The sequence below is a fragment of the Citrobacter sp. TBCP-5362 genome (assembly GCF_005406305.1).
Classification (GTDB): domain Bacteria; phylum Pseudomonadota; class Gammaproteobacteria; order Enterobacterales; family Enterobacteriaceae; genus Citrobacter_B; species Citrobacter_B koseri.
The window spans coordinates 3,476,832-3,503,672 of record NZ_CP040234.1; the positions used below are offsets into that span (position 1 = coordinate 3,476,832).

Below are 26,841 nucleotides of genomic sequence, written 5' to 3' on the forward strand. Positions count from 1 at the left end.
ACTTACTCCTGACGACGGGACTTGCGGGTAAACAGATGCCTAACCAGCACGAAGAACAGCGGGACGAAGAAGATAGCCAACAGCGTGGCGGTTAATGTCCCACCGATGATTCCGGTCCCGATCGCCACACGGCTGTTCGCCCCGGCCCCTGTGGCGATAGCCAGCGGCGTAACCCCGGCAATAAAGGCCAGAGAGGTCATAATGATTGGGCGTAAACGGGTCTGCGCCGCTCGCAGCGCAGCCCGGCTCAGGGAATAGCCTTCCGCGACCGCAGCTTCGGCAAATTCGACGATCAGAATGGCGTTTTTCGACGACAGGCCGATGGTGGTCAGCAGCGCGACCTGGAAGTAAACATCATTATTTAAATCACGCATCCAGGCCGCCAGCGCCGCGCCTAACAGCCCCAGAGGGATGACCAGAATCACCGAAAACGGTACCGACCAGCTTTCATACAGCGCCGCCAGGCAGAGGAAAACCACCAGAATAGAGATGGCGTACAAGCTCATAGCTTGACCGCTGGCCAGCTTTTCCTGCAATGACAACCCGCTCCACGCCCATGTGGTGCCAGCAGGCAAGCTGTTTGCCAGCGCTTCCATTTTGTCCATCGCGGCGCCGGAGCTGAAACCGCTGGCGTTTTCTCCCTGAATCTCATAGGCGGCAGAGCCGTTGTAGCGCACCAGACTTTCCGGGCCGTACTCCCAACGGGTAGTGGCGAAGGCGGAAAAGGGCGTCATGCTGTTATCGCTGCCGCGCACGAACCATTTGCCCAGGTCCGCAGGCGAAGAACGGAACTCGCTGTCGCCCTGAATGTAGACCTTCTTCACGCGACCGCGATCGATAAAGTCATTGACATAGGTTCCCCCCCAGGCGCTGGATAAGGTGCTGGTCACATCGCTTAAACCAAGCCCCAGCGAGACGGCCTTATTACTGTCGATATCCACCTGAAGCTGCGGCATTTGCGGCAGGTCATTTGCGCGCACGGCGTGCAGAATATCGCTCTGGTTTGCCTGGGCGATCAGCTGATTACGCATCTGTAACAGGGTATCGCGATCGGTCGCCCCATTCGCCATCAGCTCAAAAGAGAAGCCGTTGCTTTGCCCCAGCCCCTCAACCGACGGCGGCGTCATCGCAAAAAGCGTCGCATCGCGAATGGCGCCCAGTTCTTTACTGGCACGCAGCGCAATAGCCTGTGCGGTATTTTCTTCGCCTTTACGCTCCGACCAGTTTTTCAGCGAAACGAACGCCATCCCGGCATTCTGCCCGCTGCCGCTGAAGCTAAAACCATCGACGGTAAAAATAACGTCCGTATTGGCCTTCTCTTTATTGAGAAACCAGTCTGTCACCTGACGATTGACCTCTGCGGTTCGCGACGCCGTCGCCCCTGCGGGCAGGGTGTACTGCACCATAATTTCACCCTGATCTTCGGTCGGTAAGAAGCTGCCGGGCAGCTTCCACATCGCCAGCGCCATCGCCCCGCATAACAGCGCATAAACGCCCATCACGCTGACGCTGCGACGCAGCACATGCAGGACGCCGCGCTGATAACCCTGTTCAGTTCGGCTATAGAATCGGTTGAATATCCCGAAGAAGCCCTTTTTATGCGGCGCGGTATGGCTAAGAATCGAACCGCACAGGGCTGGGGTCAGGGTCAACGCCACCACAACCGAGAGCAGCATTGCCGAGATAATCGTCACTGAAAACTGGCGATAAATGACGCCGGTAGAGCCGCCAAAGAACGCCATCGGCAGGAATACCGCAGACAAAACAAGAGCGATAGCCACCAGCGCGCCAGCGATTTCCCCCATCGATTTTTCGGTAGCTTCGCGCGCGGGCAGCCCTTCATCGCGCATAATACGCTCGACGTTTTCCACCACCACAATGGCGTCATCGACCAGCAGGCCTATCGCCAGCACCATCGCAAACAGCGTCAGCGTATTGATGGAGTAGCCAAACAGCGCCAGCACGCCAAAAGTACCGAGCAGCACGACCGGAACCGCCAGCGCCGGAATCAGCGTGGCGCGAAGATTCTGCAAGAACAGGTACATCACGCAGACCACCAGAATGATGGCTTCAAACAGCGTCTGAACCACATCTTCTACGGAGATCTTAATAAATTCAGTGCTGTCTTTCGGATACGCCACGTCATAGCCCTGCGGCATATCCCGTTTAAATTCAGCGACTTTATCTTTTACCAGCGTGGCGGTATCCAGCGCGTTCGCCCCCGGCGCAAGCATGACCGCAACCCCCGCAGCCGGATGACCGTTGAGTTTAGCGATGGCGGTGTAGTCTTCACTGCCCATCTCCACGCGCGCCACATCCTGGATGCGTACCACGGCCCCGTCAGACTGGCTTTTGATAATGATCTTTTTGAATTGTTCTACCGTCTGCAAGCGCGACTGCGCGCGAACCGTAGCGGTCAATTGCTGTGTGTCAGGGGAAGGTAACGCACCGATTTTCCCGGCGGAAACCTGAACGTTTTGCGCTTCAATGGCGCTCTGCACATCCGACGGCATCAAAGAATAGGAGGCCAGTTTCGCCGGGTCCAGCCAGATACGCATGGCGTATTCCGCACCAAACACCTGTAGGCTCCCGACCCCTTCCACGCGTGCCAGCGGGTCCTGTACGTTACTCACCAGCCAGTCAGCGATATCTGAGCTGCTCGCCCGGTCGGACTTATCGTACACGGCGGCAATCAGCAGGAAGTTACTTTGCGATTTCACCACCGTGACGCCGGATTGTTGAACCTCGCTCGGCAAGCGGGATTCCGCCTGCTGCACCTTGTTCTGTACCTGCACCTGCGCGGTGTCAGGGTCAGTGCCCTGTTCAAAGGTGACATCAATACTGACCGAACCATCGGAACTGCTGGTCGAGGTAAAATAGAGCAGGTTATCCAGCCCGGTAAGCTGCTGTTCAATCACCTGAGTCACGCTGTTTTCCAGCGTTTCAGCGGAAGCGCCGGTATAGGTCGCCGAGATTTTCACCGACGGCGGCGCCACGTCAGGATACTGCGCAACCGGCAGCGTTTTAATCGCCAGAATACCGGCCAGCATGATCAGAATGGCGATAACCCAGGCGAAAACGGGTCTGCGCACAAAGAAACGGGAGAACATCAGCCTTTGCCTCCGTTCAGTTGTACATCAACGGCGTTAACCTGCTGACCCGGCGTGACCTTACTTGATCCCTCAACGATCAACCGGTCGCCGCTACGTAAACCGTCCAGCACCAGCCATTTATCCCCATAGGTATCGCCTGTTTCCAGGGTACGCTGCGCCACTTTATTGTCTTTAGTGACCACCAGCGCTGTCGCATTGCCTTTTGCATCGCGCGTGATCCCCTGCTGCGGCGCGAGGATCGCATCGTTCATGATCCCTTCATCAATGCGGGCGTGAACGAACATACCGGGTAACAGCTGCTGTTGAGGGTTGGGGAAAATCGCCCGCAGCGTGACTGAGCCTGTAGACTCATCTACCGCCACTTCCGTCAGCGCTAACTTTCCTTTTTCGCTATAGGTCGTGCCATCTTCAAGCGTCAGCGTCACGTTCAGGGTATCGCTGTTGGTCGCCAGAGACTGCTTACGCAGGCGCAGCAAATCCACGCTGGAGCGGGTAAGATCGACATACATGGTGTCGAGCCCACGAATGGTCGCCAGCGCCGTCTCCTGTGAAGCCGTCACCAGCGCGCCGGGCGTGACGGATGAGATACCAATGCGCCCGGAAACCGGGGCGGTAATGGTGGTCCAGTCCAGATTGATACGCGCGCTTTCTAATGCGGCTTTCTTTGCTTCCACGCTGGCTTTGTCCTGGGCACAGGTGGCCTGCGCATCATCGGCATCCTGGCGGGAAACACCGTCATCGTTAACCAGCCGCGCGTAACGTTGCGCCTTCTGGCAGTCGGCATTCACCAGCGCCTGCGCCTGTCTGAGCGAGGCATTCGCTTCGTTCCATGCGGCGCGATAGCTGGCGGGATCGATCTGATACAGCGCCTGCCCCGCTTTGACGATATCGCCCTCATTAAACAGGCGTTTTTGAATAATGCCCCCCACCTGCGGGCGAACTTCGGCACTGAGCGCTGCGCTGGTGCGTCCGGTCAGTTCACTGACGACAGAAACGGGTTCTGTTTTAAGGGTCACGACGCCCACTTCCTGAGACGGAGAAGCGGTATTGTCGGTTTGCGTATTATCACAGCCGGATAATAACAATAGCGCGATAATTGATGTTGTTATGTATTTCATCTTTTTTCCAGGGTGAGAAACGCCTGCCCCGTTAAAATTAACAAGGTAGCACCAGGCGACTGAACGTTATTTCAGGTACAGCGGTATCGCGTCATGAGCTATTTCTCACAACGACAATAAGGGAAATAATTTATTTCCCTTTGATTATTAGATTCTTTATTCAGCCATTCACAAGCATGGTAACGATATCCCGATATATCTCCTGTAACGCATCAGGGTCACTTTTTTGCGGCGTCAGGCGACGGTAAACCGCCCCTTCCATCATGGTTGCAATCACTTCAACACAGCAACGGATGCGGACCTCGCTAAGTTGCGGACACGTTTTTCTCAAGTGCGCGCAGGCGTTGTCGAACATCCGCGCATCCGCCTCTTCGAGCATCGCGGCAACATGAGGATTGCGGGTCGATTCAGCCGCCATCTCCAGCATCAGCGCATCATCATCCTCGCTCAGCGTTTGCCGCCAGGCCAGGATTCCGGGGATACGCTCCGTCTGGGTTTTATCTTCTATCTGTGTAATGCGATAGTCGATAATACGGCGGATCATCTCTTCGATAATGGCATCTTTACTGGCGAAGTAGCGATAGATTTGCCCCACGCTGAGACGGGCTTCAGCAGCGATCTGCGACATGCTGGCGCCGTGAAATCCGCTGGCGCGAAAGCACTGGCGCGCGGCGTTGATGATCTCATCCTGTCGTTGTTTCTGGCGGATTTCCAGCTTGCTGCTCATCGCATCTCCTCGTCACCTCAAAAGTGAGAATGATCGTTCTCATTTTGGCTAATTATACGTCTCCTGCGCACATTGAAAAGGATTTTTTTGCTTATTATTTTCCTGCATTATTTGCCAGGAAAATAATGGAGAGATTATGGAGATTTAATGAAAAAAATCTGAAAATCAAATGGAGAGAATATTTAAATTTATTTCTTTGCCCCTGACTTTCCAATTCCCCGGTACAATTCATTGATGCGCTTAACGGACTTAATCGAACGCTGCGGGGCTGTCGAAGCGACAGACAACACGATCATTTCCAGGCAAACCAGCACCGTACCGTGCAACGGCATTTTCCCGTTCTCACCGCCGCGCGGCACATTGATCACCACATCCGCCTCCTTGCTAAAACGTGATTCCAGCGCATTGGTCAGTAAAATCACCGGCACGCCCAACCGCTTCGCCTCGCGGATGGTCGTCAACCCTTCGCGATGCGGCGATTTCTGTGCCATCATAATCAGCACATCCCCCCGCTGTAGCGCAATCAGCTGTTCCGCCAGGTTAATCCCGGTACGATTAAACGCCACCGACGGCAAGCCAATACGGCTGAGCAGACGCGCCGTGTAGTCCGCAAGTATCCCGGATGCGCCAATGCCAAATATCCCCACCTGACGCGCCTCCACCAACAGTGCGACCGCCTGCGCAATCGCGTAACGGTTTTGCGGCGTAGACAGCACGTCGCAGGTGCGCTGATGCCCTTGCAGAACAAAATCAATGCTCGAATTTACATCGCAGGAAAGCGTATTCACCGTGGTCGTCATTTTCTCTTCCGAGGTGATACCCGGGCCAAACCAGTGTTCGATGGTCTGTTTTAAATCGCGCAGCCCGGCAAACCCCAATGCCTGAATCGCCCGGACAACCGTCGCGTCAGAAGTTTGAGTGGCGGCCGCAATTTCTATCGCCGTAAATTCCAGTACCACTTCCCGGTTCTCATGGATATAACGCGCCACCGCCTGCATCCTCGGCGAAAGCAGATGCGCCCGCGCCCGGAAGCGATCGCCGTAGACATCAATACGATTTTTCACTTTCTTCGCCGTCAGCATGGTTATTTCCCCTCCGGTAAGTGGCGCCCGGCAATATGCGACTGTACCTGTGCAACCATCAGGCTGAGTGATGCAAAGGAGTTCGAAATCGCCTCTTCACGGGAGATCAAAACGTAGTGCCCGCGCTGGCAAGCGGTAAGAAACTCGCACCAGCCCGGCAACACGGCATCCATCGCGGCAATTTCATCCTGCGGCTTACCACCGGTATCACCGCGCCAGGTGGCAAAAACAAAATCCGCATCCATCTCTGGCAGACGCTCCGCGCTCACGTCAATCCGCCCTCCCGGCGGAATGCTGTCGATCAGTTTCGGGAAGGAAAATCCGGCATCGCGCAGGACGCGTCCTAACGAATGATAGGTGTGCAACGCATTGATTTTTCCTTGGTTTGCCTGAATGACTGACACCGTAATGTGTTGGGTATCCACCGTGTGCTTCAACCGGTCAATCTCTTCCCGGTAGCGACGCTCCAGGATAGCCAGTCGCGCCTGAGTTCCGGTAAGCTGCGCGAGCTTGCGGTAAATTTCCGGCGCGCCGCCGTCGAGATGATCAATGCTCACCGTCGGGGCGATTTTCTCCAGTTGTTCGATGGGCGTATGGCGACTCGGCTCGGTGATGATCAAATCGGGTTTCGCGGCGACAATCGCTTCAATATCAATGTCTGCCGTACCAATAAACTTTATTGTCGAATGATCAAAATCGACGCCGGTCAGCAGCGCGCCCGAACGCAGGAAATGGCTGCCGTCAGGACGCGTTCTGCCGTGGCTGGCGACCGGCGGAACGCCCAGCTCAATCAGCGGAATGGTGATATCAAGATCGTGTAATGACACAATGCGCTGCGGATGCAGCGGCACGTTCACCACGCGTCCGAGATCGTCGGTAAAAGGCCGGGTGGCAACCTCTGCCTGTACAGAGCACCCCAGCAGCAGCAACAGCGAAAAAAGTAAACGCATACACCCTCTTAAAAATTACAAACGATCCCGACGACGCCAGAGCAACAGTAAAAAGAAAGGGCCGCCGACCAGCGCAATCACGATCCCCGCCGGTATTTGCAGCGGCGCAAAGGCCAGACGCCCGATGGTATCCGTGAGCAGCACCAGCAGAGCGCCAATGAGCGCACTGCCCCACAGCAACGCCATTTGCCCTCCGCGCAGGCAAAAACGCGCCATATGCGGCGCCATCAGGCCGACAAACCCCAGGCTGCCCACGCAGGAGACGCTGGCGGCGGTCAGAAAGACCGGCGCCATAAAACGCAGCAGCGCCAGATGAGACAGACGCACCCCGAGCCCGGTCGCGGTGTGATTACCCAGCAGCGCCACATCCGATGCTCTCGCCGTCGCAAACAGCAGAACAGCCGCAGGCAACGCCCACCCCAGCGCCACCCACAGCAACGGCCAGGTGGCGGCGTGCAGGCTTCCGGCTAGCCAGACCAGCGCCGTTTGCACATCGCGGACATCGGCTGTCGTCATAAAAACGCCCATTCCCGCAGCAAAGAACCATGAGACGCCAATGCCGATCAGCACAAATCGCGGGCGGGAGAAATCACGGGCCAGCAGCATGACCAGCGCGGCGACCAGTAATCCGCCAGCAATACCCGCCAGCGGTCGCCAGACCAGGCTGACCGACGGGAAGAGCAGCACTAACGCCAGTACCACCACGCTACTCCCCTCTTTCACGCCGATAAGACCGGGGTCAGCCAGGCCGTTACGGGTAATCGACTGCATCGCCGCGCCAGCCAGCCCCAGCATTGCTCCACACAGCAGCGCCATCAGCAAACGCGGAAGACGGACATCCCAGACAACATACTGCTGCTGCTCCGTTAACGCCTGCGGAGAGAACAACGCACGCCCGATGGCGGAAGCCGGAACGGGAAGCGACCCCTGCAACACGCCCGAAACCAGCAGTACGGCGGCCAGCGTGGCAAACCCCAGCACACACCACACCGTTTTCAGCCGGACAAGGCGTGAGAATTTCCCCACCCGCCATGCGCGCAGCCCGGCACGCGCCAGAACAACGCTCATTTAAGAAATCTCGACGCAATGAAAATAAACACCGGCGCGCCGACCAGCGCGGTCATCACCCCTGTAGCCAGCTCCTGCGGGGCAAGCAGGGTTCGGGCAACGATATCCGCCAGTAGCAGCACTGCCGCCCCCAGCAGCGCCGCCAGCGGGAGCATCTGGCGAATGTCTTCCGTCACCAGGCGTCTGATGACGCCCGGAACCAACAGCCCGATAAAACCCAGCGGCCCGGCGACGGATACCGCCGCGCCGCACAGCAGCGCAATGGCGATCATCGCCATCAGACGAATGCGCAGAATATTAACGCCCAACCCACAGGCCATCCGGTCGCCTAGCGCCAGAATATTCAGCCCCGGCGCTATCGCTACCGCCAGTACAACGCCAACCAGCGACGGCAGGAGGGCCTGGCGTACTTTTTCCCAACTCATCCCCGCGAGATCGCCCACCAGCCAGGTGCGCATCGCCAGCAACGTCTGCTCATCCAGAATAAGGATTGCCGCCGTGAGCGACGACACCATCGCCGACAGCGCCACGCCGCAGAGCGTGACCTTCAGCGGCGTCACTCCGCCACGCCCGGCGGAAGAGAGCGCCATCACCAGCGAAAAGAGTGCCGCTGCGCCCCCTGCCGCAACCAGTGACTGACTGAGCCCCGCGACGCCCAGCGCGGTACACAGCACCACGGAGAACGCGGCCCCCGCATTCAGCCCCAGAATGTGCGGTTCGCCCAGCGGGTTGCGAATCAATGCCTGTAACAGAACGCCGGCTACGCCCAAAGCCGCGCCAACCAGCATGGCCGCAGCCATACGCAACAGACGCAGAGAGATAACGATTCGGTGATCAAAGTTTTTGGCATCGAAGTGAAATAACGCCTGAATGACGGTCTGCGGACTGACGGCACGCGCCCCGACGCCCAGATGAATCACCGCCAGCATAAACAGCAGCAGTAGCAAGACAGGAAGCGCCAGCAGAAATCGACCACGACGGCGGCCTGATGCGATGACCATAGCCGTCATTCTTCCGCTCCAGCCCTGGCACGAAACGGCATGAAGAATGGCTTTCCGGTCAACGGATTCACCGACATCTGCACATCGACGTCAAACACCGATTTGATCAGCTCCGGCGTACAGTGCTCTCCTTCATGTACGATCCCCTCCAGCCGTCCCTGTCTGAGAAAGACCAGCATATCGCCGTAATTCACCGCGAAATTGAGATCATGTAACACCACCACCACGGTACGACCATGATGGCGGGTCAGGGAGTGCAGAAGCTCAAGGATCTCTACCTGATAACGCAGATCGAGAAAGGTTGTAGGCTCATCCAGCAGAATAAACGGCGTTTGCTGCGCCAGCGCCATCGCAATCCAGCACCGCTGGCGCTGCCCGCCGGAGAGACTCTCCACCGGCAAATGGGCGAAGTCGGTTGTTCCGGTGAGCTGTAACGCCTGCTCTACGGCCTGTGCGTCATCATCGGTCCATTGCTGGAGAAAATTCTGCCAGGGAAAACGCCCGCGCGAAACCAGTTCAAAAACCGTTAATCCCTCCGGCACCAGCGGGGATTGCGGCAGGATGCCAAGCTGACGCGAAACCGCTTTGGTCGGCTGTTGATGAATCGCTTTACCATCAAGCAGCACGCTGCCGCCCAACGGCTTCAGCATTCGGGCAATCGTACTTAATAAGGTGGATTTGCCTGAGCCGTTCGCCCCGGCCAGCACCGTCATTTTACCTTGCGGGATAGTGAGGCAGACGTCATGCACGATGGCGTGGTGACGATAGCCAGCAGAAAGCTGTTTCAGCTCAATGCCCGTTCTGTGGGCGGTGTTTTCCACATGCTGTGGCATGTTCACTCCTGCGCCGTCGCAGCCTGGCAAAGCCAGCGCGCGCAGCCTTTCAAATAAAAATAAAACTCATTCTCTTTAAGATCTTGCTGGGTTGCGCTGTAGTAGTCAAGCAATTACGCCCTGTAGTTACATCACCGTACGCACGCAACAAAAACGCCGCAGAAAAAGACGAACAAACTTATAAAAACAGATAAATATCAATAAATTAAAAATTATTTTCCCGCAATAACACTACGGTTTTATGACGTTAACCCCGCTGTAGTTTCTTTTTCATTTTTACGTTTACTACTACAAACGCCCATGATTGAATGATTCTCAATTACACATCTGACGCCGTTTACGTTGGTTAAAAGATGGATAAAACGCATGGCTAGCAAGCCGGGCAATGAACTGGATAAACCTGTTTCCCCTCCCGTTTTTGGCAGGGTATTTTGCGGAATAAATAAAAGATGGCTAAGTTAACTCCTTATTTTTCTGGGATGAAAGGGCGAGCGCTGTGCTCCGCTCTGTTTTTGGGTATCACGACGGCTCCTGCGGTCATGGCGGCGGAAAAAGAAAACTCGCCGCTCAAAAATGAAGAGACGATGACCGTGCGCGCAGACGCCTCTTCTGCCGATCAGGCCGTCACATCAGGTTATCAACCGCTGAGTTCGTCCACCGCCACGCTGACGTCGATGCCGCTGCTGGATATCCCGCAGGTGGTCAATACCGTCAGCGACAAAGTGCTGGAAGATCAGCACGCCACAACGCTCGATGAAGCACTGTATAACGTCAGCAACGTCGTGCAAACCAACACGCTGGGCGGAACGCAGGATGCGTTTGTTCGCCGTGGTTTCGGCGCGAATCGTGACGGTTCCGTGATGACCAACGGTCTTAAAACCGTATTGCCGCGCAGTTTCAACGCGGCCACGTCGCGGGTAGAAGTGCTGAAAGGCCCGGCCTCCACGCTGTACGGTATTCTCGATCCCGGCGGCCTGATTAACGTCGTAACCAAACGTCCGCAAACGCAATTTGGCGGCTCGATTTCCGCTACCTCCTCCAGCTTCGGCGGCGGCACAGGCCAGTTTGACATCACCGGGCCGATTGAAGGCACCCAACTGGCGTATCGCCTGATCGGCGAGTATCAGCACGAGGACTACTGGCGCAACTATGGCACTAACCAGAGCAGCTTCATCTCCCCTTCCCTGACCTGGTTTGGCGACAACGCGACGGTCAGCGTGCTCTATTCGCACCGTAATTACAAAGCCCCGTTCGATCGCGGCACCATTTTCGATCTCAATACCAAACAGCCGGTTAACGTGGATCGGAAAACCCGCTTTGATGAGAAATTCAATATCACCGATGGCGAATCGGATCTGGCGCAGCTCAATGCCGAATATCGCTTCAACAGCGCGTGGACGGCGAAGTTTGATTACAGCTTCAGCCAGGATAAATACAGCGATAACCAGGCTCGCGTGATGGCTTATGATTCCGCTACCGGGAACCTGACCCGCCGCGTGGATGCGACGCAAGGCTCCACCCAACGGATGCACGCGACCCGCGCCGATTTACAAGGAAACGTGGATATCGCTGGTTTCTATAACGAGATCCTGACCGGCGTCTCTTATGAGAATTACGATCTGCTGCGCACGGATATGATTCGCTGTAAGAACGTGAAAGGCTTTAATATTTACAATCCGGTCTACGGTACGCTCGGCAAATGCACCAGCGTCTCGGCCTCCGACAGCGACCAGACGATTAAGCAGGAGAGCTATTCCGCTTACGTACAGGATGCGCTGTATCTGACCGATAAGTGGATCGCCGTCGCCGGGATGCGCTATCAGTACTACACCGAATATGCCGGGAAGGGCCGCCCGTTCAACGTCAACACCGACAGTACGGACCAGCAGTGGGTGCCGAAATTCGGCATGGTCTATAAGCTGACCCCTTCTGTGTCGCTGTTTGGCAACGTATCGCGCGCCTTTATGCCGCAATACTCTATTGCCAGCTACATTGGCGATCTGCCGCCGGAAACCTCTACCGCCTATGAAGTGGGGGCGAAATTCGATCTCTTTGACGGCATCACCGCCAATATCGCCCTGTTCAATATTGATAAGCGCAACGTGCTGTACAACGAAATCGTGGATGACGAAACCGTGGCGAAAACCGCAGGGCGCGTACGTTCACAAGGGGTGGAAGTGGATGTCGCGGGCTCGCTGACGCCCAATACCAATATCATCGCCAGCTACGGTTATACCGCAGCGAAAGTCACGGAAGATCCCGATTACAAAGGGAAACCGCTGCCTAACGTACCGCGTCATACCGGTTCATTGTTCCTGACCTATGACATTCACAACGCCTTTATGGGCAATACGTTGACCATTGGCGGCGGCGGACATGGCGTAAGCCGTCGTTCCGCCACCAACGGCGCGGACTATTATCTGCCTGGTTATTTTGTGGCCGATGCCTTTGCAGCCTATAAGATGAAACTGCAATACCCGGTGACTCTGCAACTCAACGTGAAAAACGTGTTTGATAAAACGTATTACACCTCATCCATTGCCACCAATAATCTGGGTAATCAGATTGGCGACCCGCGTGAAGTTCAGTTCACGGTAAAAATGGAGTTCTGATCCTTCTCATCCAAATACCCTGTCAATTCTGGCAGGGTATTCCCGCTATTCCCTCACATTAAGATGAATAAACTCACACCGCCCAATGAACGCAAAAATGCGCGCCTCATCAACTTTCTTAACTGAACTGTATCAGATTGAACATTTTGTGATTTTTATCGCGGATAAATTTTAATCTTCCGCTATTTTTAAATTCCCTTTCACTCATGGAGGACGATGTAATGAAACACAAATCGTTTTATCGCCTCATTGCCGTAGGCGGTCTACACTTCTGGTATAACCTCGATCCGCGTATTTCTAACGACTTTCCGCGTTAATTCTCCTTAGCCGTTCAACATCAATAAAAAATTAACTGAACACTACGTTTGGTCGGTATTTCTTGCGCCTGTTAAAGGCACAAAAATAACGTTCACGTAGCGCGACATGCTATTGGAGAAATAATATGAAACGTATTCCTGAGCCGTTCCGCATTAAAATGGTAGAAAACATTCGTATGACCACCTGGGACGACCGTGTTAAAGCGCTTGAAGAAGCGGGATATAACCCTTTTCTGCTCAAAAGCGATGATGTATATATCGACCTGTTGACCGACTCCGGCACTGGCGCAATGAGCGATCGTCAATGGTCAGGCCTGATGATGGGCGATGAAGCCTACGCCGGCTCACGCAACTATTACCATCTGTGCGACAAAGTAAAAGAGCTGATCGGCTACCCGTTCACGATCCCTACGCACCAGGGACGCGGCGCCGAGCAAATCCTGTTTCCCTGCCTGATTGCCCGCCGCAACGCCGAAAAACCGGTCTTTATTTCCAACTTCCACTTTGATACGACCGCCGCCCATGTCGAATTAAACGGCGCGAAAGCCATCAACGTGGTGACGCCAAAAGCGTTCGACACCACCTCATGGTACGACTGGAAAGGCAACTTTGATATCGACCTGCTCAACGCCACTATCGCGGAACATGGCGCAGAAAACGTCGCGGCGATTATCACCACCGTCACCTGCAACAGCTCAGGCGGCCAGCCGGTTTCCATCGCCAATATGCGCGAGGTGTATCAAATAGCGAAGCGGCACAATATTCCGGTGGTCATCGACTCCGCCCGCTTCTGCGAAAACGCCTGGTTTATTAAACAGCGCGAAGAGGGATACGCGGATAAAACGGTGAAAGAGATCGTCCGTGAGATGTACCAGTATGGGGATATGCTGACCATGTCGGCGAAGAAAGATCCGATGGTCAATATCGGCGGGCTGTGCTGCTTCCGTGATGATGAAGATCTGTTCAACGACGTGCGCATTCGCTGCGTGCCGATGGAAGGGTTTGTCACTTACGGCGGGCTGGCGGGGCGCGATATGGAAGCGCTGGCGATCGGCCTCGAAGAAGGGATGAATGAAGATTTCCTCGCCTATCGGATTAACCAGGTGGAATACCTGGGCGAACGGCTGCGCGAAGGGGGGATTCCAATCCAGTATCCAACCGGGGGCCACGCGGTATTTGTCGATGCGAAGCTGCTGCTGCCGCACATTCCGGCAGAACAGTTCCCGGCTCATGCGCTGAATAACGAACTGTACCTGGAAGCCGGGATTCGCAGCGTGGAAATTGGCTCTCTGCTGCTTGGGCGCGATCCGGCCACTGGCAAACAAAAACCGTCGCCAATGGAGTTACTGCGTCTGACGATCCCCCGCCGGGTCTACACCAACGATCACATGGACTATATCGCGGATGCGTTAATCGCCGTAAAAGCCCGCGCCGCATCGATCAAAGGGCTGACTTTCACCTATGAACCGCCGGTGCTGCGCCACTTTGTGGCCCGGCTGAAACCGGTGAAATAACGTTCTGATACGCGCTCCCCTGCGGGAGCGCGATTCCGCTATTTAATACGATATTCGACGCATTCAGGCATGAGAAAAGCGGGATCGCCCTTTTCTCTGCACAATGACGGGCATAGCCACGCGAGGAAAACGCACTATGGCTACATTATCGGTCGCAAATAAAGCGCCGTCGCTGATCGGCGGGGCAATGATTATCGGTGGAACCATTATTGGCGCGGGCATGTTTTCTCTCCCGGTGGTGATGTCTGGCGCCTGGTTTTTCTGGTCACTGCTGGCATTAATTTTTACCTGGTTTTGTATGCTGCATTCCGGGTTAATGATCCTGGAAGCAAACCTGAATTATCATATTGGCGCCAGCTTCGACACGATTACCAAAGACCTGCTGGGAAATCGCTGGAATATTATTAACGGTCTGACCGTCGCGTTCGTGCTGTATATTCTGACTTACGCCTATATTTCCGCCAGCGGTTCGGTTATTCACCATACCTTTGCACAAATGGGGATCGTCTTTCCGGCCAGGCTCGGCGGGTTATTATTCGCCCTGGCGGTAGCGTTTATTGTCTGGCTAAGCACCCGGGCGGTGAGCCGTATGACGACCATTGTGCTGGGCGCCAAAATTCTCACCTTCTTTATGACGTTTGGCGGTTTGCTCTGGCACGTCCAGCCGACGATTTTACTCAATACCGCTGAAGTCAGCCCCAGCTACCTGCCCTACGTCCTGATGACGTTGCCGTTCTGTCTCGCCTCATTTGGTTATCACGGCAACGTGCCCAGCCTGATGAAATATTACGGCAAAGATCCGTTGACCATCCGCCGCTGCCTGCTGCTGGGAACGTTGATGGCGCTGGTGCTGTATATCATCTGGCTGGTCGGTACGATGGGGAATATTCCGCGTCCGGCGTTTATTGAGATCGCCGAAAAAGGCGGCAATATCGACGTGCTGGTACAGACGCTGAGCGGTTTGCTGAACAGCTCAACGCTCGATCTGCTGCTGACCGTCTTCTCCAACTTTGCCGTCGCCAGTTCGTTCCTCGGCGTTACGCTGGGATTATTTGATTACCTCGCCGATCTCTTCAGGTTCGACGACTCGCCAAAAGGACGTTTCAAAACTGCGCTGGTCACGTTTCTTCCGCCCATCACCGGCGGTTTAATCTGGCCAAATGGGTTTATCTACGCCATCGGTTTTGCCGGGCTGGCCGCCACCGTCTGGGCGGCGATTGTCCCGGCGCTGCTGGCGCGCGCATCGCGCAAACGCTTTAACAGCCCGCACTATCGGGTATGGGGAGGCAACGCGATGATCGTCCTGATTTTATGCTTTGGGGCAGCTAACGCGCTTATCCATATTCTATCCAGCATTAACCTTCTGCCGGTATACCGGTAGTACGCCGTGCGCGGCGGCATAAAATAAAAAGGGAACCGCCGGGTTCCCTTTTCAGCACTGGTGACGCGCCGGGCGAAAGTCTAAAAGATCCCTTTCTGACGCACTTTACTCATCTTCTGCGTTGGCGCATCTACGGTACTGAGATCGACTTCTTCAGCATTTACGGATTTAGCCGGTTCCGCCGTTGACGTGCGCCCCGTCACGCGCAGCTGTTGCAACAGCAGATGCTGCTGTTCCAGCAAGACTTTGAGCTGGGCGACCTCTTCGCGCAGTTTTGCCGTCTCCTCATGCTGCGTGTTATCCGATGGCGCTGCGGCGACCTGCTGTTTTTGCAGGGCCTGCGCCATCAGCGTACGCATTTGCGCCAGCTGCTGTTCGCTGAAGTCTTTCTCTTTTTCTGCATCGCCATCGCCGGCCATGAGGGCGACGGGCAGCAAATTGCTCTCCTGCAATTCCGCGCAAAGGGATTCGAGGCTCAAACCTTCCCGGCTCAGGGATTCTGCAACATGGCTGCACAATTGCGGGTTGAGAAGATGCAATTGCAGGCCGGACAGATAGATATTGCGATGAAACTGGCGGATCTCCATGTTGGCGTCATTGACGTCGCTCCCGTCCCGCTGCACTGCGCCATACCATTTTTTTAGTTGCAGCATCGCGCGCAAATCCGCGCGCGATCGCTCTGGCGACAAATGCAATGAGAGGTTAACACGGCGGATCTGCCTGTTACTCATCGTCGCCTACCTCAACCATTTGCGGCGAATCAATCTGCTCAACGCCTGACTCAGCATGGTACAGGCAGATCTCGCGAGAGAGCGCGCTTTGCGGGTTGTCGAGCGTCACCACGCGTTCGCCGAGCGTCGAATAGGCCTGGCGCAGAGCGGATTCGATCAGATGCGCACCGCCGCCGACCAGATAAACGCGGTTAGGGTTCTTAGCGAATTTCTTCGCTTCATAAGCCACCTGATCGCCAAGCTCCTGAATCTTGATCTCGATCCGTTCAAGGATCTCGTCAATCCGCGATTCATCGTTGATAACGCTTCTGACAAAATCCAGATCGTTGCGACGCTTAATCAGCTCGTTCGCCACCAGATAGCTGGAGTCGCTGTCCGCCGCCGCCAGTAATTTACGCGTGGCGTCCGTCACCATCGCCACGCCGATTTCGTTGTTGCCGTAAATTGCTGAAACATCGTCAAACTCGCCGACAATCACCCCCATATCCAGCGTTGTCCCGCCGCAGTCGATGACCAGCGACTTGGTGAATTCATTCACGTTGGAGTTAAGCAGATGCGACAGCGCCGCAGGCAGGCTCTCCGGCATAACATGCACATCAACGATACGGAACAGCTCGCCTTTATTCAGCGAGATCTCACGCATCAGGTTGCGACGTTTCGCTTCGATGCGCTCATCGTTACGCTGGCAATCGTCCGGCTTGTAGAATTGCGTAATCGGCAGTGTGACGATAACTTCAACGTCACGCGGCGTCAGGCCGGTTTGCAGCAGCGCATGATGAACCGCCAGCAGATTCAAATCGTCATACTGGTATTCGATGTGCGTCGTGGAAAGCGCTTTATCCGAGGTCGCATCATAGGTGTATTTCGTGGTGCCGATGGTGTAGTTGTATACCGACTGACCACGCAGCAGCGCCGCGCTTTTCCAGTCCTTACGGAAGGAGTTCGGCGAAACAACGGTCTTCAGCGTACCGTTTTCAATCCAGCTAATTTTCACATTGGTTGAGCCATCATCAATGGCGAATTTCATACGTGTTGCGGTCATGGGTTTTAACTCAATCTAAGGGTCATTTTTACAGCGTCGCCTCTTCCGTCAGAATGCGGCGAGCGCCGAGGTAATGCGATTGCCAGAAATCATCTGAAAGCTGGCTAATGCGGATATTTAGCCCGCTACGCGGGGCCTCAATAAACTCATCGTTTCCAAGGTAGACGCCAACATGGTCGGCGCCCGGTCGCTGGTTAATGTTAAAAAACACCAGATCGCCGCGACGGAGTTTATCTACGCGAATATGTTTAAGAGTGGGGTCCTGATACATGCCGTTTGCCGTGCGGGGTAGCTTGCGCTCCAGCACATGATTGAAGGCGTAGAAAACCAGGCCACTGCAATCAAATCCTTCCAGCGGATTTTTACCGCCCCAGACATAGGGCTTACCTAACTGGTCTTCCAGACGCTTGATGACGGTATGTAATCGGGACGCCAGTTTCGGGCTGATGCGCCCCGTTTTGTCCTTCCCTTTGCGCGCCTGACTCCACAGTGTGTCGGAGCTTCCCAGGCTACCGGGCTGCCAGCGAGCATGCATTGCCAGCATCTCGCGGTTTTTAGTGCGGTCAGCCAGTTTTTTCGCCGTTTCCCGCTGCTTTTGTTCCGGCGTTAACGGTACGACGGCAGTCCGTTTTTTCACTTTCGCCATCAGCCGCTCGCGATTTTTTTTCCGCATCTGCAACGCGTTTTCCTGCTGCGTCATACCCGCTTCTACAGGCTTCGGCTTTGCGATGCTGTAGCCTGTCGGCATCAGCAATAACAGGATGAGAGAAAAAAAAGGTACCTGGCGGCACAGAACATGCCGGGCAGGTACAAAACGGACAGAACGGATGAAACGTTTCACAGCAATAACGATCTGATTAATGGTTTTTCGTCAGTTTATCGGTCAGCGGTTTAATGACTTTTTCGCCATGCTGCCCAAAGAACTGGTACAGAGAATCACTGGCGGAATGCGTCAGCACCATAATTTCAATGCGGCGGTTCGCGGAACTCAGCGGATGTTGCGGGTCAAGCAACATCTGATCCGCCATGCCGCTCACTTGCAGAATTTTGCTTTGATCCAGCCCCCCGGTGGTCAGAACCGCCCGCGCCTGCATGGCGCGTTCACCGGACAGGTTCCAGTTGTTATAAAGCACCTGATCGCGAAAACGCGTGGCATCGGTATGGCCGGTGATGATGATCTTGTTGTCAATCTTGTTCAGTTCCGGCGCGAACTCCGTCAGTAAGCGTTTGAAAAACGGCGTCAGGATTGCGCTACTGCGCTGGAACATCTCGCGTTTTTGATCGTCCGAGACCAGAATACGCAGCCCCTGCGGCACAATTTCCATTTTCAGGTTGGCTTGTGCATCGTACGTCGAGGTGATTTTCATGATAATGCGCGCCAGATCTTCAATCTCATTACGCGAGCGGGCGTTCACGTCGTCCAGGCTTTCCGTCTGTTTCGCCTGCTGAGCAATCTGCTTCTCCGCATCGGTCAACGGTTTTGACGACTCTGCCGTTTTCGACGGTTTAGGCGTTTTCGGATGACGGCTGTCAATCAGCGAAAGCTGCCCGCCCTGCCCCTCTTTTTGCGTAATGGGCGTTAATGAGTTGCCTTCAAAGACCGACTCGCCATTAAGCATGGAGACAATCTCTTTACGTTCTTCTTCCGTTACCGCGCCCATGATCCACAGCACCATAAACAGCGCCATCATTGCCAGCGTGAAGTCTGCGAAGGCCACTTTCCAGGCGCCGCCATGAAATTCATCATGGCTTTTACGCGAGGAGCGTTTGATGATCGTGGTATGTTCTTTGCTGCGGTTACGCATCAGGCATCACCCATCATCTGGTTTACCCAACCGTCCAGCGTCGCGAATGTCGGTTTCGTGTCCATCGGCAGCATTTTGCGCCCGGCATCGACCGCCAGCAGCGTCGGCTTACCGGCAACGTGGTTCACCAGTACGGTACGCACGCACTCCAGCACCGAGATTTGCTTTTTGGTGCGTTGCTCCATGGCGTTCGCCACCGGGTCCATCAGGCAGTAACAGAAGAATACGCCGAGGAAGGTTCCCACCAGAGCGGCCGCAACCTTCACACCGATGACCGCAATAGAGCCGTCAATGGATTGCATGGTAATGATGATGCCAAGTACCGCCGCGCAGATGCCGAATCCAGGCATCGCTTCCGCAGTACGTTGCAAAGAGCGGGACGGTTGCAGAAGGTTCTCTTCCATTGCCACCAGTTCCTGTTCGAGAATCCCTTCCAGCTCGTGCTCGTTGATTTTCCCCATCGCCATCAGGCGGAAGTTATCGGAGATGAACGTCACCAGCGCTTTGTCGTGCAGCATGAGGGGGTATTTCTGGAATAACGCGCTGTTTTCCGGTGCTTCGATATGCTCATCCAGCACCTTCAGGCCGCCGTCCTGCACCAGTTCCAGCAGTTCATACAGCAGCATCAGCAGCTGGCGCTGATACTCATCGGTATATTCGTTTTTGCGCATAATGCCGCGAAACTGATGGTACATTTCGCTCAGCACCGCTTTGGGGTTCGCCAGTACCATCGCCCCCAGTCCCGCGCCAAGAATAATGATGATTTCACCCGGCTGCCAGAATGAGGCGAGGTGTCCGCCTGACAAAATAAAGCCGCCGGCAACACACCCCATGATGATGAGAATACCTAAGAATTTCTGCATAAACCTTTCACTTCTGGAAAAAAGACTGAATTTTTTGCGCAATGATTTTATTGAGCTGACATACCCTGGCCTCGGTTAAATTGAGGACCAGCGCAATTTCCTTCAGGCTCATTTCATGCTGGTAATAGAGCGTGAGAATAAGTTGCTCACGCTCATCAAGACTCGCCAACGCGTTGCGTAGCGTTCTGCTGACGATGATCTCTTCTTCAAGCGGACGGCTATCCAGCGCCCCCGCATATACGTCATTACCCAAAAGATCGTCGAGACTCTCCAGCGTTTTGGCGCAATCGAGTAAGAGATATTCCTGATACTCTTCAGCCGTAATGGAAAGATGGTGGCTGATATCCTCAAAGCTGGGCGTACGCCCCAGCTGACGCGCAATCTCGCGGATCGCGTCATTGAGCTTATGCGTTTTCTGTCGCAAACGACGCGGACGCCAGTCAAGCAACCGCAGCTCATCCAGTACCGCGCCGCGAACGCGTTGTATGGCATAAGCGGCAAACTGCTCATCAGGATGACCGTAACGGCGCAACGAGGTTAATAACCCCATTAGCGCGATCTGTTCCATATCATCCCGATCAATAACGCTACTGGTCTGGTAAGCGAGTTGCTTCACCACTTTGTTGACGAGCGGCAGATACGTGCTGACATAGCGCGCTTCATCCGCAGGCGTCAGCGTTTCACTTGCGATAAAATCCATCATGTCCAATACGGCTTATCAATCACTGGAAGACCATTTTGCTGATGATGACGTCATCAAAGGGGACGTCCATCTTCAGGCTGTCGAATCTGGCGGCATAGGCGGCTTTGAGTTTGTCGTGCAGGTTGCTGACGCTTAGCGCACGCACGGCGTCATAGTCCATTTCAGAAAACAAATTGACGGTCGCCCCGCGAATCGCAGGGATCATGTCTTGCGCCGTCCGCGCGTTTTCCGCGCTCATGGTCGCCAGGTTCAGTTCCAGCATCAGATAACGCTCCGCATTACCTTTCCCTTTCAGGGTGATGAGGATGTTTTTAATTTCCACGAACTCCACCTGTTGCGGCGTGGAGGATTTAAATAAGCTCGTCAACGGATTGCTCTCCGATGCCGTGTCCGCGCGAAGTAGCCAGGTGCCGGCAACGGTTAAACATGCCGTCAGTAAAGCGGTAACCAAAGCGATCGCCAGCCCAAAGGAGATTGTTTTTGCGTTCATAAATGTCTTTTTGTTAAACGGTCAGTAATACCGAATCATCTTCACGGCGGGTGCTTTCTGATTCCGGCAGACCTGCCGCTATCTCATCTCCCGCCTGAATGATGGCGTGTTGTTGTGCGAACTGCTGTTCTTTGCCCTGCTGCTGCCCTGACTGAGAGGAGACCTGCACGTTTACCTGAACAAAGTTCTGTTCGGTCAGGCTCTGGCGCAGATCGTTGCTCGTTTGCTGAAGCGCACGATAGACCTCAGCATGGCTGGCGTTGATTTGTACCTGTACGCGCCCGTTATCAAGCTGCAACGAGATGTCGATCTTGCCCATTTCAGGCGGATCGAGACGGATAGTGGCGTGCTGGATCTGGTTCTTCACCTGAAGTTGCAGACGATCGCCCAACGCGCTTTGCAACTGCTGCGTCCAGCGGGAGGTTTCCGTATCAAGTTTTAATGTCGAGGTATGCGCAGACATTGCATCAGGCGTCACCGCCGCCGTTGGCGTCGTGGAGACAACGGAGACCGGCTGCGCATTCACTGTCGGCGTCGCCACAGCGACTGCGGTCATAAGCTGCGGCGTAATGTGCTGCAACCCTGCGGTTGGCGTCTGCGGCGACTCGGTCGCAGGCGTTACGTTAACCCCTGCCGCCAGCGTCGGGCGCAGCGTTGGCGATAACGCCCCCTTCTCCTGCAACTGTCCCGCCAGTAACGGCTGCGTCTGCAACGTCAGCGCATTCATCTCGTTTTGCGAACGACCCGCGTAGCTGACGGGTTTAACCGGCATCTGCCCGGTCATCAACAGCGCCTGCAACAGCTGCTGCTGCGCATCGTCTTTCAACGGAGAGGCATCCTTCTGATGCCGATCGCCCGTATCGTCCTCGTCCTGCACGCTCACCGGCTGCGCGCTGACGGTAATCCCCAGGGCATTTTTGCCCTGCCCGCCCATCAGCGTGCTGACAACATTCATCAACGCATCGTTGAATCCTGGCTGCGTCTGCCCGGCAGATGACTGAGCGCCGCTCTGCCCGGCGATCGTCTCCGCCTGCATCGGCAAACCGGAAGCGTGCCCCGCATTTTGAGAAAGATTGAGAATATCCATTACCCCATATCCTCTGCGTCCATAAACGCGGCATACGCCGTCGCGCCTTCACGATTGCGCATGGCGAGCGCCATTTTGTTCGCGATAATGTCGCTCTGCCCCTGACAGTAATCGCGCACCTGACGGTGAATCTCCCGCAGTTCGTCCAGGGCTTTGCTGTCTGCCGCGTCCAGGGGTTTACCCCGGACAGCGGTAAGCAATTCAGCAATCTTCAGGTCAACATTCCGTACGGCAGACCAGTTATGGTCGGCTGCGGCCTGGCGTAACGCCTGCATCAGCGTTCGCATCGTCAACGCATAGCTCATGTTCCCTGACCCATTTTTTCCCAGCCGTCCTGAATATTGCCGAGGATAACTTCCACCTCTTCAATATTTTCGACAGACAGCTTGTGGCTGGCGTCATAGAGGCGGTAAACGCAGTAGTCATAAAGATTCGCCAGACTTAATGCCAGCTCGCCGCCTTTTTCAAAATCCAGCGCGCTGGTCAGCGCGTTCAGGATGTCGATGCATTTATTAATGCTTTGCGCCTTACGTTCGTAGCGACGCGCCGCAATATGGCTTTTCGCGCGTACCAGTTCATCCATCAGGCCATTGAACAACATCAGCACTAACTGATGCGGATTCGCTGCTGCGGCCTGAATCGCCAGGTCAGATTGGTGATAGAGGCCGAAGCCTTCCTGCTCGTTACCGTACATTGAAAGTTAAATTCCCTAAGAATTAGCTAAACATACTCATGGTGTTATTCATCTGCGTCATGATCGACTGCAACTGCGTGAACTGCTTCAGGTAGCGGTTATAGGAGGACTCATAACGCGTGTTCATTTTTTCGGTTTTGGTGTCGATGTCGCGCTGCTGTCTGTCGAGCGTTTCCTGGCGACCTTTTAATAAACCGGTGCTGGTATTCAGGTATTTATCCAGCGATTTATCCATCGCTTTAATCAGCCCGTTATTCCCGTTGAAGAAATCAGCGACCGATTGCGGATTTGATTTCAGTTGCTCATTGAGCGTGTCGGCGTCGATCGACAGCTTGCCGTCTTTGTCGGCAGTAATGCCGAACTTCGTCATGTTTTGATCGCCGAAGGTGCCACGCAGCATGTTGCTCAGATCGTTGGTTAACGAGGAGATACTGGCATCACCGGCAAACGCGCCGCGCGAATCAGAGCTGCTGCCGGTCGCCGTCAGCCCGGAGATGGTGTCCTGCAACGTGTTATAGGCATCGATAAAGGCCTGGATTTGCTCCTTTGTCCCCGTGGCATCCGTGTCGACTGAAATAACCAGCGGCTTGTTGGCTTCGGTGGTGCCGGTCAGTTTGATCGAAACGCCGTCTACCAGGTTATCCAGGGTATTGGAGCTGCTGGAGTAAACGGTGCTGGAATCGCCAACGGTGAATTTGGCATCTTTACCGGCGGTAATCACATTCTCGCCATTAAAGATATCCTGACCGTTGGTCATGCCGCTGGTATCCAGCTGAATATCGTATTTCTCGCCGCTCTGATCGCTGCTCATCATCAGCGTCACCTTGCCATCAATACGCATCAGCGAAGCGGTAACGCCGTTCTGACCGTCGTCAGAGGTCGCGGTGTCAGACGCGCTCGGGAAATCCGCATTATTGATGGCGTCGGCAAAATCAGCGAGGCTGTCTAAATCATCCATCTCAATTTCAAGGCTCTCGCCGTTGAGATTGATCTTCAGCGTACCGCTGGCGTTTTTAATCGCCTCATCATCAAGCCCGTCAAACCCTTTCTGCTGCGCAGAAGCCAGTTGGGTGACGTTCAGGCTGTATGTCCCTTTACGGGCAGACGCGCTGGCGGTGATGGTCGCGATCCCTTCCTGGTTCATGGTCGCGGTATTTTTCAGCACGCTGGTGCTGGAGGAATTCAGCCCGGTGATTGCCGAACGGAAATCCGACAGGGCGGTACGCAGCGAGGAAAGCGCTTTTTTCTGCGCTTCCAGCGTGGAAGTCTGTGATTTCAGCGAGGTTTGCAGCGCAAGAATGTCATAGCCTGCCAACTGTGTGGCCAGTGTCGTTGGATCAAAATCAGACATAGTGGGTTTCTCCGGGCACGCGCGCCGCTTTCAACATACAGTAGATAAAGCAACTATCGTGCCAATTTTTTAGTAAGTGTTTATCAATGAGTTACGTAAGAGGAGGAATGTCCCCTTCCGCAATTTCCGGCAGAAGGAAGCGCATTGCCGGATACAAAAACACCGCCATACAGCGGTGTTTTAGGGGCAGATATCCGCGAAGGATTAACCCAGCAGAGACATCACCATGCTGGACATGCTGTTGGACTGTTTCAGCATGGACATGCTGGTTTGCGCCAGCATCTGGTTACGGGTCATAGAGGAGGCTTCGCTGGCGAAGTCCGCATCCTGAATATTGCTCAGCGCCAGATCGGTGTTGTCTTTCATGTTTGCCAGGTTGGCCGCGGTGTGGCCCAGACGGTTAATGCTCGCACCCATTTTGGAACGCACGGCGCCGACGTCATTCAGCGTAGTTTCCAGGTTGTTCATCAGATCTTTCGCGCCGGCAGCGTCAGTAATGTTGATGCCGCTGGCCGAGTAGTAGCTGCTGCTTGTATCGCTAATCGTGCCAAAACCGCCGCTGGCATCAATCAGCGAGTCGGTGCCAGAACCTTTCAGCTCTTTAGACAGATCAACCTGCATGGTTTCATCGGTGGAAGAGCCAATCTGGAAGTTCATCGCTTCGCCAAACTTACCGGAAGCGCCGAACAGTTTGTCACCTGCATAGGAGGTGTTGTTCATGATGTTCTGCAACTCAGAGTTCAGGTCGTTCAGCTCGGCGTTGATGGCATCGCGGTCTTTGGTGGTGTTGGTGTCGTTCGCTGCCTGGGTGGCAAGGTCTTTCATGCGGTACATGATGTTGCTCACTTCGTCGAACGCACCTTCGGAGGTCTGTAGCAGCGCAGTGGCATCAGAGATGTTGCGCTGTGCAACGGCCATGCCGTTGGTCTGGCCCTGCAAACGGGTGGCAATCTGTAGACCCGCCGCATCGTCCGCTGCGGAGTTAATACGCTTGCCAGTACCCAGACGTTCCATTGCGGTGGACAGCAGATTGTTGGATTTATTCAGGGCATTGGTGGATGCCATGGAAGAAGCGCTGGTGAAAATAGAAAGCGACATAGATATTCCTTATTCATTCAGGTCATTCATTCGTTGTACTGATTCAAAACGACACATCCATTTCGAAAATTAAATCCGACGACGTTCGAATGACCATTTTTCAGGCAACCCGGGGAAAAAAATGGCGAAGAAAGATGGCAAAAGGAGCTGCACGGCAACAGCAGACACAAAAAAAGCCGCACCCCGTGCAGGATGCAGCGTCATAAGAACACATCGCCTGCCTTTCCAGGCAAGCGGCGGCTTACTGTTAACCCAGCAGAGACATCACCATGCTGGACATGCTGTTGGACTGTTTCAGCATGGACATGCTGGTCTGCGCCAGCATCTGGTTACGCGTCATGGAGGAGGCTTCGCTGGCGAAGTCCGCATCCTGAATATTGCTTAGCGCCAGATCGGTGTTGTCTTTCATGTTTGCCAGGTTGGCCGCGGTGTGGCCCAGACGGTTAATGCTCGCACCCATTTTGGAGCGCACGGCGCCGACGTCATTCAGCGCCGTTTCCAGAGAGTTCATCATCGCCGTAGCGTCGGAGGCGCTCCCGATGTTGATACCGGAAGCGGTGTTGTTCCAGTCACCGATACCCGAGAAACCAGAAGCGCTAAACAGGCCACTCGCTGTACCGCCCAGTTCATCACCCAGGCTCACGGTCATGGTTTCTCCAGAGGAAGAACCAATCTGGAAGTTCAGGGAATCGGCAAATTTACCGCCGGTACCGAATAATTTATCGCCCGCATAAGACGTGTTGCCCATGATGTTTTTCAGTTCGGCATTCAGGTCGTTCATTTCAGCGTTGATGGCATCACGGTCTTTGGTGGTGTTGGTGTCGTTCGCTGCCTGGGTGGCGAGATCTTTCATGCGGTACATGATGTTGCTCACTTCGTCGAACGCGCCTTCTGCGGTTTGCAGCAATGCGGTGGCATCAGAGATGTTACGCTGCGCAACGGCCATGCCGTTGGTCTGACCCTGAAGGCGAGTGGCAATCTGCAAGCCCGCCGCATCGTCCGCTGCGGAGTTGATGCGTTTGCCGGTGCCCAGACGCTCCATTGCGGTAGACAGCAGATTGTTGGATTTATTCAGGGCATTGGTGGATGCCATAGAAGAAGCACTGGTGAAAATCGAAAGCGACATAATATATTTCTCCGTCTGTTTTATCAGGTTCTTGTCGTTGCTGACTGATAAAAACGACCCACCACAACGAAAAATTAAATTCATTTAATGAAAATTTATTTAAAGATTTGTCACCCTCTTTTTTCAAGACGAAAA

At 54.7% G+C, this 26,841-nt stretch carries 25 protein-coding genes; 4 read left to right on the top strand and 21 right to left on the bottom strand.

Annotated features, from left to right (window positions below; genetic code table 11):
* Positions 1-2: 2 nt before the first annotated feature.
* From FD428_RS16575 to FD428_RS16610, 8 genes are all read right to left on the bottom strand, one after another.
* Positions 3-3,110 (bottom strand): efflux RND transporter permease subunit, encoded by a 3,108-nt coding sequence (locus FD428_RS16575; RefSeq protein ID WP_071259957.1) that lies wholly within the window; start codon positions 3,108-3,110, stop codon positions 3-5.
* Positions 3,110-4,231 (bottom strand): efflux RND transporter periplasmic adaptor subunit, encoded by a 1,122-nt coding sequence (locus tag FD428_RS16580; RefSeq protein WP_114847686.1) that lies wholly within the window; start codon positions 4,229-4,231, stop codon positions 3,110-3,112. The genes FD428_RS16575 and FD428_RS16580 overlap by 1 nt, the downstream gene beginning before the upstream one ends.
* Positions 4,232-4,391: 160 nt before the next feature.
* On the bottom strand, positions 4,392-4,958 hold the full coding sequence (locus tag FD428_RS16585) for a TetR/AcrR family transcriptional regulator (RefSeq protein ID WP_047458599.1): 567 nt from the start codon (positions 4,956-4,958) through the stop codon (positions 4,392-4,394).
* Positions 4,959-5,146: 188 nt separating this feature from the next.
* Positions 5,147-6,040: a MurR/RpiR family transcriptional regulator gene (locus tag FD428_RS16590; RefSeq protein ID WP_012133660.1), complete on the bottom strand. Its 894-nt coding sequence runs from the start codon at positions 6,038-6,040 to the stop codon at positions 5,147-5,149.
* Positions 6,041-6,042: 2 nt separating this feature from the next.
* Positions 6,043-6,990: an iron-siderophore ABC transporter substrate-binding protein gene (locus FD428_RS16595; protein WP_012133661.1), complete on the bottom strand. Its 948-nt coding sequence runs from the start codon at positions 6,988-6,990 to the stop codon at positions 6,043-6,045.
* A gap of 15 nt (positions 6,991-7,005) precedes the next feature.
* The gene (locus tag FD428_RS16600) at positions 7,006-8,058 is read right to left on the bottom strand and encodes an iron ABC transporter permease (protein WP_047458603.1); all 1,053 of its coding nucleotides are present in this window, start codon (positions 8,056-8,058) and stop codon (positions 7,006-7,008) included.
* Positions 8,055-9,068 (bottom strand): iron ABC transporter permease, encoded by a 1,014-nt coding sequence (locus FD428_RS16605; RefSeq protein ID WP_114847685.1) that lies wholly within the window; start codon positions 9,066-9,068, stop codon positions 8,055-8,057. Before FD428_RS16605 ends, FD428_RS16600 begins: the two co-directional genes overlap by 4 nt.
* A complete protein-coding gene (locus FD428_RS16610) occupies positions 9,065-9,892 on the bottom strand; it encodes an ABC transporter ATP-binding protein (protein WP_012133664.1) in 828 nt (275 codons plus the stop codon). The genes FD428_RS16605 and FD428_RS16610 overlap by 4 nt, the downstream gene beginning before the upstream one ends.
* Positions 9,893-10,341: 449 nt before the next feature.
* Between FD428_RS16610 and FD428_RS16615 the strand changes: the two genes are divergently transcribed.
* The 4 genes from FD428_RS16615 (at position 10,342) to mtr (ending at position 15,716) form a co-directional block, all read left to right on the top strand.
* On the top strand, positions 10,342-12,504 hold the full coding sequence (locus tag FD428_RS16615) for a TonB-dependent siderophore receptor (protein WP_114847684.1): 2,163 nt from the start codon (positions 10,342-10,344) through the stop codon (positions 12,502-12,504).
* 221 nt (positions 12,505-12,725) lie between these two features.
* Positions 12,726-12,821 (top strand): tryptophanase leader peptide, encoded by a 96-nt coding sequence (tnaC, locus tag FD428_RS16620; protein ID WP_114847683.1) that lies wholly within the window; start codon positions 12,726-12,728, stop codon positions 12,819-12,821.
* A 125-nt stretch (positions 12,822-12,946) separates the two neighbouring features.
* Positions 12,947-14,335 carry a tryptophanase gene (gene tnaA / locus FD428_RS16625; RefSeq protein WP_071259965.1) on the top strand — a complete coding sequence of 463 codons (1,389 nt, stop codon included), beginning with the start codon at positions 12,947-12,949 and terminating at the stop codon, positions 14,333-14,335.
* 136 nt (positions 14,336-14,471) lie between these two features.
* Entirely contained in the window at positions 14,472-15,716 is a 1,245-nt protein-coding gene (gene mtr, locus FD428_RS16630; protein WP_024130622.1) for a tryptophan permease, read from the top strand.
* Positions 15,717-15,796: 80 nt separating this feature from the next.
* Here the strand turns inward: mtr and FD428_RS16635 are convergent, their stop codons facing one another.
* The 13 genes from FD428_RS16635 to FD428_RS16695 form a co-directional block, all read right to left on the bottom strand.
* Positions 15,797-16,447 (bottom strand): hypothetical protein, encoded by a 651-nt coding sequence (locus tag FD428_RS16635; protein ID WP_123907349.1) that lies wholly within the window; start codon positions 16,445-16,447, stop codon positions 15,797-15,799.
* Positions 16,440-17,474 (bottom strand): plasmid segregation protein ParM domain-containing protein, encoded by a 1,035-nt coding sequence (gene parM / locus FD428_RS16640; protein ID WP_196491298.1) that lies wholly within the window; start codon positions 17,472-17,474, stop codon positions 16,440-16,442. Before parM ends, FD428_RS16635 begins: the two co-directional genes overlap by 8 nt.
* Before the next feature lie 43 nt (positions 17,475-17,517).
* The gene (locus FD428_RS16645) at positions 17,518-18,330 is read right to left on the bottom strand and encodes a C40 family peptidase (RefSeq protein ID WP_317889389.1); all 813 of its coding nucleotides are present in this window, start codon (positions 18,328-18,330) and stop codon (positions 17,518-17,520) included.
* 16 nt (positions 18,331-18,346) lie between these two features.
* Positions 18,347-19,294, bottom strand: coding sequence for a putative lateral flagellar export/assembly protein LafU (lafU, locus tag FD428_RS16650; protein WP_104869027.1), 948 nt, complete (start codon positions 19,292-19,294; stop codon positions 18,347-18,349).
* Positions 19,294-20,157 carry a flagellar motor stator protein MotA gene (gene motA / locus FD428_RS16655; RefSeq protein WP_114847681.1) on the bottom strand — a complete coding sequence of 288 codons (864 nt, stop codon included), beginning with the start codon at positions 20,155-20,157 and terminating at the stop codon, positions 19,294-19,296. The genes lafU and motA overlap by 1 nt, the downstream gene beginning before the upstream one ends.
* A gap of 7 nt (positions 20,158-20,164) precedes the next feature.
* Complete coding sequence (locus tag FD428_RS16660) at positions 20,165-20,860, bottom strand: FliA/WhiG family RNA polymerase sigma factor (RefSeq protein WP_012133675.1); 696 nt, start codon at positions 20,858-20,860, stop codon at positions 20,165-20,167.
* A gap of 19 nt (positions 20,861-20,879) precedes the next feature.
* The gene (gene fliL, locus FD428_RS16665; RefSeq protein WP_012133676.1) at positions 20,880-21,350 is read right to left on the bottom strand and encodes a flagellar basal body-associated protein FliL; all 471 of its coding nucleotides are present in this window, start codon (positions 21,348-21,350) and stop codon (positions 20,880-20,882) included.
* 13 nt (positions 21,351-21,363) lie between these two features.
* A complete protein-coding gene (locus FD428_RS16670) occupies positions 21,364-22,437 on the bottom strand; it encodes a flagellar hook-length control protein FliK (RefSeq protein ID WP_012133678.1) in 1,074 nt (357 codons plus the stop codon).
* On the bottom strand, positions 22,437-22,742 hold the full coding sequence (locus FD428_RS16675; RefSeq protein WP_012133679.1) for a hypothetical protein: 306 nt from the start codon (positions 22,740-22,742) through the stop codon (positions 22,437-22,439). Before FD428_RS16675 ends, FD428_RS16670 begins: the two co-directional genes overlap by 1 nt.
* On the bottom strand, positions 22,739-23,131 hold the full coding sequence (gene fliS / locus FD428_RS16680) for a flagellar export chaperone FliS (RefSeq protein ID WP_012133681.1): 393 nt from the start codon (positions 23,129-23,131) through the stop codon (positions 22,739-22,741). Before fliS ends, FD428_RS16675 begins: the two co-directional genes overlap by 4 nt.
* Before the next feature lie 22 nt (positions 23,132-23,153).
* Positions 23,154-24,482, bottom strand: a complete 1,329-nt coding sequence (gene fliD, locus FD428_RS16685) for a flagellar filament capping protein FliD (protein ID WP_047458617.1) — start codon at positions 24,480-24,482, stop codon at positions 23,154-23,156.
* Between the two features lie 204 nt (positions 24,483-24,686).
* Entirely contained in the window at positions 24,687-25,580 is an 894-nt protein-coding gene (locus tag FD428_RS16690; protein WP_024130627.1) for a flagellin, read from the bottom strand.
* A gap of 247 nt (positions 25,581-25,827) precedes the next feature.
* A complete protein-coding gene (locus tag FD428_RS16695) occupies positions 25,828-26,706 on the bottom strand; it encodes a flagellin (protein WP_024130628.1) in 879 nt (292 codons plus the stop codon).
* Positions 26,707-26,841 lie beyond the last annotated feature (135 nt).